This is a genomic window from Marinifilum breve, from assembly GCF_003202155.1.
GTDB classification, from domain to species: domain Bacteria; phylum Bacteroidota; class Bacteroidia; order Bacteroidales; family Marinifilaceae; genus Marinifilum; species Marinifilum breve.
Map to the genome: position 1 here is coordinate 23612 of NZ_QFLI01000001.1, position 11869 is coordinate 35480.

Below are 11869 nucleotides of genomic sequence, written 5' to 3' on the forward strand. Positions count from 1 at the left end.
GATCTGTTGTTGTCTTTTTTTATTGGTCACCCGAACTCTAGTCGGAAGACCAAAGGGGGGATGATAGTTTGGTTTTCGATTCCCCTCTTGAGAGGGGATAAAGGGAAGTGTTTAAACTAATGTACTTTTTCGGCTGTACAAGAAAGTGTGTTGTAATGCTCTTTGTATTCCGATGGGGCGATGCCAAACTGTTGTTTAAAGCAACGAGTAAAATAAGAAGGCGAATTGAATCCCACCTCGTAGGCGATTTCGTTGACACTTTGTTTCGCCTCAATTAATAATTGTGCGGATTTTCTCAAACGAATGAAACGAATCAGTTCATTGGGCGACAAATCAGTAAATTTCTTCAACTTGCGGTAGAAATTCGATTTGCTCATTTGTATTGCCAGGTACAGCTCATTCACACCAAAAGAATTATCGGAAAGATTCTCTTCAATAACGATTAAGGCTTTTTGCATGAACTCATCCTGAGTCCATTCCCTGTAGATTTTATCTTCCGCAGTTTCAGAATGTTCTTCTTCCTCAACTCCCGAAGCCAAAGCCGCTTTTCTTGTCTTCCAGTACCCAAAAACAATACCTGCCAATACAATCAGAACAATTCCCCACAAGCTTGCCGTAGCATTTAAGGAGCGCTTGATCTGGAAATGGAATGATTTAAACTTGTCATTCATGATTCCATCTGCATTAATTGCCGCAATATCCAATTGATACGAACCCCTGTGCAAATGAGAAAAATCCAGTACGGATCTGTCTCCCGGCAGGTAATTCCAGCTTGAATCGGGATGAAAGAACCGATAAGCGAGTCCATTTTCCTCCTGATGATTATAGGAGAAATTGTATACATTAAATATGGATTCTTCCTTTTTCATTCCCTGTTCAACTACAAACATTGGCTTTGGAAGATAGCTGCTTGCCTGAGGATTGATTGAAACTACCCCATCATTGCTACCCCAATAAAATTCACCATCCCGAGCTTGCAACAACTTGGCATGATTAAAACTATTCGCTTTCGATCCTCCTACAATTTGATAGCTGGCAAATAGTTTGGTTTGTGGATCGAATCGATAAATCCCCATTCGGGATCCCAACCAAAAATTCCCCTCCTCGTCTTTACGCAGAGATGTAAACTCGATTACCTTCTTTGCCGGATTGTAAAATACAGGCTTTGCATTCACATTTGGCAGAAATGCAACCCCTTTGCCTGTAGCGAGCCAAACTTCACCATCACTACCAATGTGAAAATCTGAAACTTCGGTCCCAAACTCCATTTTTTGTTGATTGAAGTAAAGCTCCATTCTATAGGATAGAATCCACTGATTATCCAAGGAATCGAGGGCAAAATTAATGGAAGGCACAGAATCTAATTTCGAAAAACTCTCATCATCAAAGCCATAAACAAAGGTCCCCTTAGAAGAACAGATGTACAAGTTCTCATCAAAGCGCTTCAAAGCATAGATGTAGTCATTTTTTGCCAGGCCTGCTTCTTTTGAAAACAATTGTCCTGAAGCAATTACCTGTGCATCATCACCCGCCACTACCGAGGTGGTAATGATCCCCATATGCCTTGTTCCCACATAAAGCTTGTCCTTGTGCTGTAAGATGGCTTCTACATACAAGTCATTCAAATTCCCCGGAAAAATAGGCACTGAGTTTAAGCACTCCTTTTTCCGATCCAGATGGTACAAGCCTTTGCCTGAGGTTCCTACCCAAACACTCCCCTTCTCATTCTGAAAGAGTGCATTGATATAACCTGCTTCAGGCTCTCCATCCTGAATATCACTTTTGTACTTTTTGTAGGTTATCTTTTTTCTATCTATTCTATCCAGTCCCGCTCTATTGGTACCAATCCATACTGATCCGGAATGATCCTTAAACAGCACATTGATTTGAGCATCGTAAAAGTCATTAAATATCTCATTGTCCCTGTTGATGTAATCCTTTAAGGCATACTTTTCTCCTTCTTTGTATACCTGCTGAATAAATTCACCAAAAGTTCCCAAAAGTATTTCGTTGTGTTGCGAGATGTTCATAGAAGAAAAAGAACCTTCTATTACAGGTACTAGCTTTTCTTCCTGCATTAGCCACAACGCATTTTCGGTAAGTATTACAGGCTCTCCCTCCTTCAAGAACGAAATCGCTTTCACAGACTCATCTTGCAGTTCCAGATAGCTTCTATCTAGCACCAACAAGGAGTCTGAACTCAATTTTGTCTGCCAAACTCCCCTACCTGCAGTTCCCAACAGCAATTTCCCCTCTGGAGAAAGCTGTTTGCAAGTAAGTGAGTGATCAAAGAGTTTCATGCCAATCCTGCTCTGATCATCCAATTCATAGATTCCTGATTTGGTACTCAAATAGCTTCTGTTGTAAATTTTAAACAGAGTGGTAAGCGGCGAAAAGTCTCCCGGTATATCAAGCTTACGATATTGTTTGCTTGAGATAGAAAATAAATAACTGCCATTACTTGTTCCCAAAAGCAGTTGATCTTGATTGATCTGATCGATTAGAGTAATGGGATATCCCGTGATAGAATCCGTCATTGGATAGGAAGAAAATACAAGTCCATTGTAAGAACTTAAACCTTCTAAGGTTCCAAACCACATGCCTCCCGTGGAATCCTGAAAAATGGAATAGATGGTGTTGTTAACAATACCGTGTTCGGTAGTAAATTTGCTTAACTTTTGAAAATAATTTGTCGCCTGAAGCTGAACAGTGCAGCCCAAGAGAAATATAAAAAAACAAGTTACAATCCTTCTTTGCATCCCAATCATTTGCTAAAATTCAAAGATAGAAAAAACAAGAGTGGCTCCCAATCTCCCACATTGTATAACCACTCTTGCCACGCATCTAAATTTAAAATATCAGAATCATTTACTACCAGTTTCAAATGCACATAAACCAAAAATCAACTAGTAATATCTGATCAAAGTATTAGATCGAGACTACCAACCCCAATCCTAATACTTGTGTAAAACAAGCAAAAACAAAGGCTTTCCGCTTGCACAATATGACCAAAAAAGAGTATAAACTGACCAAAGAATCGATTTGTGGCAACAATACATCAAAGGACAAGAGAATAATCATTGAAATGTTTTTTTATTGGTCCTCCTTCGCAGATTTGGGAATGCATTATGCTTACATCTTGCACACCTGAATACACAAATAAAACCATTCAATACTATCAGAAAAAAATCCCCCTTAAAAAAGGAGGATTTACCCGTTAAAAAATGTTGTTGGTATAAAAAATTTTCGAGGATAGATAAATACTAACAAAATGATTTTATTTTTGTCAGTAAGCCGAGGCCCTTAATTCCCTTTGAAACTTTTGCGGGTTTAACATGAGAATTTGTGGAGCCTCTGCTTTTTTTATTTATGCCTCTTGTTCTTCTGTTTCTTCACTTACTTCTTTTGCATTTTCATTTTTGGTTGAGCGAGTTTTCGCTATGGCCTGATAACGCTGTGTACAATCGTTAATGAAATTGATCATTTCCGTGTACTTTTCGTTTGGAGCAATGCGATTCAACACCTCAATGCTTTCAAACAACAGGACAAAAACAACACACATTTTTGTACGCTTCACTTCTTATATATATCTAGTTGTTTACTTGATTGAGATATGCTCTACACTTTTGTAAGAAGCGCTCCCTAAATGATTAAGAAGCGCTGTTAACAAGAGGCACAAACGTACCAAACCAATTATTATCTATTAATCACTAATTTTTTTAAACTTTATTTTACTTACCTCCTCTCGAAGTTCGCTATCCGATCGGAAGCTAATGATAACACTTTTTACATTCTTGGCAGTAACCTCCTCCGCTGTGTCAGAACCTTCACTTTTTACTCTAATTGAGAAAGTTCCTAACCCTTCTACTTTTATTGCATTTCCCTTAAGTAATTCCTCTTTTATAAAATCGACAAGTGTTATAGTTACACCTCTCGCTTCGGCCTTACTTAACGCTGTTTTTTCAACCAGATAAGTTTCTATCTCTTTTCGTCCCCAAGTACCACCTCTAACTGGTTGAACGTAAAATTTAGATTGTGAACGATCTTGTGGATTCTTTTTTTCAATAGGTCTATACTTCATGGCTTAATTATTTAACTAGTTTTTAATTTGAAGATGTTTCGAATGGTTAAGGTTTATTACTAAAAAGAACACTGGCTAAAAACCCATTCCCATAAATAGATTCGAACTGTAAGACAATATTGGTAATAGAGGCAATTTGCTTGCAATAGCAAAGCCCCAATCCTAAACCACCATTTCCTTCTATTTGAATGTTTTTAGTTGATTTTCGATCTAGATGTAATAAAGATTGTTTATCAAATAAATTAAAAAGTGAGAATTTAATTTTTTGATCTTCCTCCTCTACTGATAGTACTATTTCAGAATGACAAGGTGAAAATTTCACAGCATTATCTATTAGATTTCTTATTATGATACTAAGAGAATATTTGTTTGCTTTTATTGTTCCTTCCGATAAATTAATTTGACTTTTTACTTGTAAATACTTCTCGTCTAGTCTAGTTGTATACTCACTTAGTAAATTTCTAATTAAAGTAGGAAAAGAAAATTCGATATGGTTTTGAATAAATAGCTCTATATCAAAATTGAATTTTGCAAGCATTTCAGCTTGATTTATAGCATTCTTAGCTAACTCGTTGATGATTTTATAAATTTCTTTTAATTCGTTTTCTTTAAAACTACAGTTAGAATCTTCTAATAAACAGGTGTAACCATAAATGGTTCTAATAGGAGAGGTTAAATCATGCGCTAAGGTTTTAATTAACAACAACCTACATGGCAATTCATTTGCGTTTTGTAATTTTATATTATACTTCATGTTTTCACATTACAATTAATACTATTATATCTATACTCTGATTTTAAATTCATGTGAATGTTTAAACAATAAGAATAAGGGCATCAGGTTTTAGGTAAATGAAAAGTGAATAAAATTATTATTTAGATGCCCTTAATCTATTGATGTCGATTGAAATACAAGAGTATACAAATCTTATTTATAATGCATAACCCTAAGCTCATTTCTGCAATCACTCCTGCCCCAAACTTACTATTAATGCAATTTTGTTATTAACATTTCTCACGGGAAATCAGACTAAAACAAAACTATTAGCTAGCTTGTAACATAAAAAGTAGTTTTTCACATCAATTCTATATTTTCACATATTCTTATTTATAATTCTGGACATCAACAACTTGAAACTTCATGAAGTAATTGTATTTTCATAATCATACGAAAATACTGAAAGCTTTAGTGCAATTTTTCTACTATTAAATGCTAGAAAAATGTCATTTTAGTTGAGAACAATAGGTAATATTCAATAATTAACTAGATATATCCACCTCCACAATCGTATAGAATAAGCAAAAAAAAATATGATTCTATAGAGAATATAAGTATTACAACATATTTTTATATAGGCTCCCTATAAATTAACGATAATTAACAATTTTATTTCATTAGTAGTGATACATTTGCAGTGGAAATGAAAAGTGGATAGGTATATTCAATATAATATAGTAATGAAAAAACTTATCAAAGATTTAAAAGAGTATTTGGTTCGAGAATCTCTTTTTGGTTATTTAATGCACAACACCTATAAGACTCTGATTTTTATATTCATAGGGATATTTTGTATCCTCATGTTTTTTCAACCTTACATTCTCTCTAATTACGACCTAAAACCTCAATTAATCCTAACTACTGGCATTAGCTTTTTGGGCTGCTTGTCTTATGCATTTAGCTTTCTTATTTTTTCTCCCCACAATAAAAAAAGATGGACTAAGTTTTTGGAAATCGGCTTATTTGGCTTATGTTTTCTAACAGCATGGCTTTCAGTTTGGCTATACACAGTTATACATGTTAATTACCTATTTGAGCAATTTTATGGATACAATGATATTCCTATGCTACCTGATAGTTTTTTTATTGTGCTGTTCATTTACACTATTGGAATTGGTCTATTACTATATCTTATCATACATTCATTTGATATTTTCTTGAGCTTTGAAAAGCAAGGAAAAAGTGATACTCTTTTAAGTAATCTAGCAAGTAACAAAACAAGATTTGGATACGCAAGTTCCACTCCTAAAATAACCTTGAAAGGGAAGAATGAAAATGAGTTATTGGATATTGATATTTCTCAGTTTATAGCAGCAAAATCGGATGGTCATTATATCAAGGTATTTTATTTATGTTGCAATAAAGAATTTAAGCAGTTTATTCTTCGCAATTCAATGGCTAATATAGAACAGCAGTTAATTAATGTTGAACAAACTTATCGATGTCACAAATCCTATATTATTAACCTTAATTACCTTAAATCTGCTTATACTAATTCCATAAAAAAAACTTCATTCCTTAGACTCTTAAACTATTCAGAAGACATACCTGTTTCGCCTAAGAAAATTGTTTTTATTCAGAATAAACTCTCAGAGAAAAAGAAATGAAATTTTAGTTGAAGTTCTATAATTAGAAAAACTTCAACTGTCGTTATGCCAATAGGCCAAATAACTCCGTCAGGTTTCAAACCCAATCTCACGAAAACCTGTCAGAGTCCAAAGGACCTGATAGAGTTGGTAATAAAAGGCCATTCGTAGGAGTATATCGTCACAAAACAATGGCATTGCTGCCATAATCCCAATTTTTTAATCGGGCGTTGGCTATGCGGTATTTGTTTTGGAATTTTTGGGTCATTATTTTCAATATTGATGCTGAAGAGGCGCGATGTATCTCGTCTCTAAGGAATACCAATTTAATGAAAATTTACAATTGATTTGCATATTGTACAGCCGCAAGGCCTTGCATCTTTGCAGGGATACCAATAAAATATAGGCTTTATTAATTTCTATAATGAAGAACACTATCCATCGCAATTAATTAGATGCTTTCAATAATATTTCAAGTGTTTTTGTAATGACAAGTGTAATAATTGACACCAATAATATTGCAGAACGAATTGGCTTTCTTCGATTTAATTGGAAACATATGACAACAAATATTTTATACATCCTTGAAAGAAGCCAAATTATTAGTCGCCAAATAAGAGGAAAGAGAGGTACTGCTAGTACAAGTATTAGGATTACAATAATATATTTAACCTGCATTGGATTAAGCAAGTTGTATAAAGTTTTTAACTCTGCTAGCACCTCCTGGATTTTCTGATTGAGAGATTTGTAACACACCATCCAAAAAACACCTCCTCCTACAATGAACAATATTAGATTGTGTCGCGACTCTAATATTGCTTTTTTAATTTGCTGTAAGTATACAGGAATTGGTTTAATTGTATAGTAAACAAAAACTAGTATCAATTCTATAATTACAAGAGATAGCGTAATCCATGACCAGAGCAAATCTCCTAAAAAGCCAATTAGAAAGAAGTTAGAAGCCATCAAGAATCTTAATAATTTGCCTCGACGCCTATAAAAATTAGTAAAACTTGATTGCACTGATTTTCGAACTAACCATATTGAGCCATTATCAATCCATTTTATTAATGCTTTAAATTTAGGATGTGTAATAGCACTTTCTCCCTTGGTATAAAGAATAAAAATGATGATTAAAATTGTAAATATAATATCGAATGTCATACTCATAATGATTTCAATAGAATTAGACTTTCATATCCCCCATGCGTTCGTCCAGTTGTTTCCAGTTGGGCATGTGCTTGGAGAGTTCCGCCCAGAATTCTTTGGAATGGCTTTTTACTTTGGTGTGAACGAGTTCATGAACAAGCAGGTAGTCAATTAAAGGCCATGGGAGTTTGATGGCATCAACGTTGATGATGATTTTGTTTTGTTGAGTGCAGCTCCCCCAGCGCTTGTTCATTTTCATGAACTGCAGGGCCTCACTTTTCAATCCTGTTTGCTTTTCCCAATGGCTTACTCGCTGGCTGATTTTAGAGATGGCCTTTTTTCGTAGGTATTGAGCTATGGCATCAGCTAGCTTCTCTTGGCTGTGTAATTTCTTAGGCAGGTGTACAATGAATTTGGACCAGGTGAATTGCACCTCTATTTTTTTGTAAGATTCATCTTCTATAATAGACAAATAATAGCTTCGCCCCAGGTAAGTAATTCGAGAACCTGTTTGTAGTTTACCAGTATCAATGGAACGAACCATTTCCAGTTTCTCGATGATCCAAGCTGCTTTTTTTAGAATTAAAGCATCGGCTTGAGCCTGAGAAATGGCTTTTCCTTTGAGCACAACGCCCCTGTCTCGTTCTACAGTGATGTAGTGAGATTTGAGTTCTTTGTTTTCTTCGAAAACGTAACTAATGCTTGTGTTGCCGTATGGGACCTTGTTCATTTTCTTATTTATTGAACGCTGACAGATCCTATAAACACTGTCAGGCTTCTATCTATTTTTATTGATACCCTCACTTTAAGTGCTACTCTTTATACACAAATCTGAAACAATTCTTTTGATTTAGCAATGCTGAATCATTTAAAGTATTTTCAAATTGAGTGTTTCCCTTTTAGGGAAACTGTCGACAGACTAAAGGGTGAGATAAGACAGATATAATTCAAAATACACCCCTCTCCCTGTCGGGATCTCCCCTAGAAAGGGAGAATTTAGTAATAAACGATTGTATAAATTATTTTCCTTCGGATTATATTCTGGAAAATAAATGTGTATAAAGAGTAGCTTTAAGTGAGAGCATCAAAGTTTTGTTTTAACCTTTGTTTTTAATCATGAGGTTGACCAGTTCTTCCGATTTTAGGCGTGCCTCTTCTCTTGTCATCATCACGCTTAGGAAGTTTCTGATTTTTTTCTTCATGTCGATTTGCACCCTGTTCTTGCTTTCCCAGTCAACGATATTGAGTTCACCCTTTACGAGTTCGAAAATGGTATTGGCTGCATCTTCAGCTCCTCCGTTGAATATTGTTTTCATGGAGTCGTAAACCACCTTTTCGCGATCGGTAATGAATCCCTTGCGAGTACTTTCTGCTTCGTTTTCCGAAATGTTATCCATCATTTTGGCGTACTCTTTCAACAGGTCCAATTGAGTAATGCGTTCTTCCCTTCGTCGTTTCAAGAGTTCTTCCAGACGTTGTGCCAATGGCTTGTAGAAATCGGGATTCTTGTCCAGGCCTACCTTAATGGTATATTTCAGGTTGTTTCGCATCTTCAGCTCCTTGGTGGCTGGCGAAGCATCTAAAAGTGCCTCTTTGAACTTTTCCTTATCGATAATGGAAACCGGTTCCTCCAGAAGATTCTCCACTCCTTCCGCTTTCAAGTGTTTGTCTATCATTTCCTGAAGCATCTTACTTTCATCTTCTGAGATCTTTAAAGATTGATCATCAGGAAAAATATTACGCGCACGTAGCTTGATTTCATTGAATAGCTTGAAATCCTCCTGATACTTTAAAGCTCTTTTATCCGGCAATACAATATTGATGGATTTGTTGAAATTCTTCAATAGAATCTTGAACCGATCACGTTTGTCTATTGCCTCCAACAATCGAAAAGCTGCATCCATAAAGTCTGCACGACGATATTTTCTATCGATTCGAATGGGCTTGAAAAAATCAAGCAGTTTGCCATGATGTCCTGCCAAGTGAGGCAATTCTTCATTGACGTTCTTCAGAATATCGTCTGGCTTCAGTTTCACATCGCCTGAGAACATATCCAAGGCTTGCAATAAATTGGCTGTAATTCCATTGTAATCGATAATATATCCAGCATTCTTTCCTTTTCGCGATCGATTAACACGGGTAAGGGCTTGCAATAAACCATGCTCACGTAATGACTTGTCCAGATACATGCAGGAAGCAATGGGCGCATCGTAGCCCGTTAGTAACATATCCGAAACAATAAGCAATGCCGTGTTATCGTATTGTTTCTTGCCCGATTTGGCAAGATCCTTTTCATCCCCGAAAGGCAATTTGTAATCCTTCTGGGCCGTTTCTATGTCGTTGCTTGGCACCAACAAAAGTGGTTTGGGATTGTCGGGATGTTTCTTGTTCCAATCGATGATTTCATAATGCTCACGTGCAATTAAATCATTCTTTGGCGAACCAATGGTAACGATCACCTTAGACTGAAAGTTGTGATAGCCCTCTTCGCGCAATCTGTCGATTTCCTGCTTGTATTTTAAGGCTCCTCTTCGGCCGCTGCAGACGATCATGGCCTTGTGCTTATCCGGGAATATCTTATCGCGATAATGATCGATGATGTGTTTGGAGATCTCCTCAATCCTTTCTTTGGAGAACTGGTATTTACGTAGCGCCTCGTTTTTCAGTTTGTCTTTTTTCTCCTCGCTCAGGTGACCAAATTTCTCTTCAAATTCCGCATCCAATTCCTCTTTGCGGATGTTGAGTTGAGCGATCCCCTCATCATAGCGCAACTCCACAGTTGCCTCATCGGCCACCGATTCGTTAATGGTATATACATCGATGTACTCACCACCGTAGAACTCTGCCAAAGTAGACTTATCTTCCTTACTGATGGGCGTACCTGTAAAAGCCACAAATTTTGCATGAGGCAATACAGTGCGCATGAAAGAGGCCAAAAAGCCATAATGCGAACGGTGAGCTTCATCTACCAACACATAAATGTTTTTCTTGGTAGACAGCTCCTCCATCTCAATCACTTCCCTTTCCTGTTCTATCCAGCGTCCGTTTTCTTTGCGTTGAGTAATCTTTGTCAGAATTTTCCCCTCAATACTTTTTACAATGCGAATATCATCTTGTTCCTCTTCCTGAGTATGATCTTGAACGGTAGTTTCCTCATCTTCCTTTTCCTGAAACTTTTGCAAGGTAGTAGTGACGATACCACCATAATCGTTACGCAAAAGGCTGTCCAAATGGGAAACCGAACCAGCCTGTGCCACATTCTTGAATCCTACATTACGGAAGGTGTTAGTAATTTGGGTATCCAAATCCTTACGGTCGGTCATTACAATTACTGTAGGATTTTCGAAACCATTCTCCTGAGCACGCAGCTTTCGGGTAATGTAGGCCATGGTTAAGGATTTTCCACTTCCCTGGGTATGCCAAACCACACCTCCCTCATCATTTTCCAATCGCTTCAGGGTTTTATTTGTGGCCCTTACTTGCTGATGACGTGGTAATTTCTTAATTGTGATTCCTTCCTCTACTTCAAACAGTACAAAATTGCGAATGAGATCGAGGAAGCGCTTTTTTTCGAATAAGGCATAGATCAAACGGTCCTGTTCTGTTTTCAGATCATCCGGAAATTGATCCTCCTTTTTTTGTCTGAAAGGCAGGTAAAACTTTTGGGGCACCCCAATGGCTGCATATCTTGCACCAACTTCCCACATGCCCACACAAAGCTGGTTGTAATGAAATACCTTCTCGGAATATTTCTGATAGTATTTTAAATCGCCATAGGCAGAATCGAAAGCATCCAATGCTGTGGGCGATTTGCACTCAATTACTGCCAAAGGCAAACCGTTCACATATACCATGATATCGGGAATGGAATTCTTCAATCTCCCATGAAACTTCATTTGGTTCACCACCAAAAAATCGTTGTTCTCCAGATTTTGGTAATCAATGAAATGGACAGGATTCCAGCTCTCTTCCCCATTAAGGATCTGCTTTTCGCTATAGCTTCTTCCCTCCAACAATTTCCAAATGCCCTGATTGATCTCCATCAAGGAATTGCCTGCCACAGAAGTGATTTTGTGAAAGGCTTTCTCCAGATTGATTTCATCCATCCATGGATTGATACGCTGTATGGCTGCACGCAAGCGATCCTGTAATATTACTTGTGTAATGTCTTCCCGTTCGGTAACAGCCGAATCTGGCAAATAGGTGTAGCCTAGTTTTTGAAAGAGATTGAGGGCAGGTTTTTCGCTGTAGGTATACTCGGGTGTTTGGGTCATT

At 36.9% G+C, this 11869-nt stretch carries 8 protein-coding genes; 1 reads left to right on the forward strand and 7 read right to left on the reverse strand.

Annotation, left to right across the window (positions count from 1 at the left end):
* Positions 1-116: 116 nt before the first annotated feature.
* The 4 genes from DF185_RS00070 to DF185_RS00085 all read right to left on the reverse strand — a co-directional run bounded on the left by DF185_RS00070 (position 117) and on the right by DF185_RS00085 (position 4835).
* Complete coding sequence (locus DF185_RS00070; RefSeq protein ID WP_165835896.1) at positions 117-2759, reverse strand: helix-turn-helix domain-containing protein; 2643 nt, start codon at positions 2757-2759, stop codon at positions 117-119.
* Positions 2760-3367: 608 nt separating this feature from the next.
* Positions 3368-3577: a hypothetical protein gene (locus DF185_RS00075; protein WP_133249908.1), complete on the reverse strand. Its 210-nt coding sequence runs from the start codon at positions 3575-3577 to the stop codon at positions 3368-3370.
* Between the two features lie 126 nt (positions 3578-3703).
* Positions 3704-4081 carry an HU family DNA-binding protein gene (locus DF185_RS00080; RefSeq protein ID WP_110358688.1) on the reverse strand — a complete coding sequence of 126 codons (378 nt, stop codon included), beginning with the start codon at positions 4079-4081 and terminating at the stop codon, positions 3704-3706.
* 46 nt (positions 4082-4127) lie between these two features.
* Complete coding sequence (locus DF185_RS00085) at positions 4128-4835, reverse strand: sensor histidine kinase (protein ID WP_110358689.1); 708 nt, start codon at positions 4833-4835, stop codon at positions 4128-4130.
* Positions 4836-5539: 704 nt separating this feature from the next.
* On the opposite strand from DF185_RS00085, the gene DF185_RS00090 reads away from it, so the two are divergent.
* A complete protein-coding gene (locus DF185_RS00090) occupies positions 5540-6466 on the forward strand; it encodes a LytTR family DNA-binding domain-containing protein (protein WP_133249909.1) in 927 nt (308 codons plus the stop codon).
* A 426-nt stretch (positions 6467-6892) separates the two neighbouring features.
* Here the strand turns inward: DF185_RS00090 and DF185_RS00095 are convergent, their stop codons facing one another.
* From DF185_RS00095 to DF185_RS00105, 3 genes are all read right to left on the reverse strand, one after another.
* Positions 6893-7609, reverse strand: coding sequence for a hypothetical protein (locus tag DF185_RS00095; RefSeq protein ID WP_133249910.1), 717 nt, complete (start codon positions 7607-7609; stop codon positions 6893-6895).
* Between the two features lie 22 nt (positions 7610-7631).
* Positions 7632-8324, reverse strand: coding sequence for a M48 family metallopeptidase (locus DF185_RS00100; protein ID WP_110358692.1), 693 nt, complete (start codon positions 8322-8324; stop codon positions 7632-7634).
* A 367-nt stretch (positions 8325-8691) separates the two neighbouring features.
* Entirely contained in the window at positions 8692-11868 is a 3177-nt protein-coding gene (locus DF185_RS00105; protein ID WP_110358693.1) for a type I restriction endonuclease subunit R, read from the reverse strand.
* Position 11869: the final 1 nt, after the last annotated feature.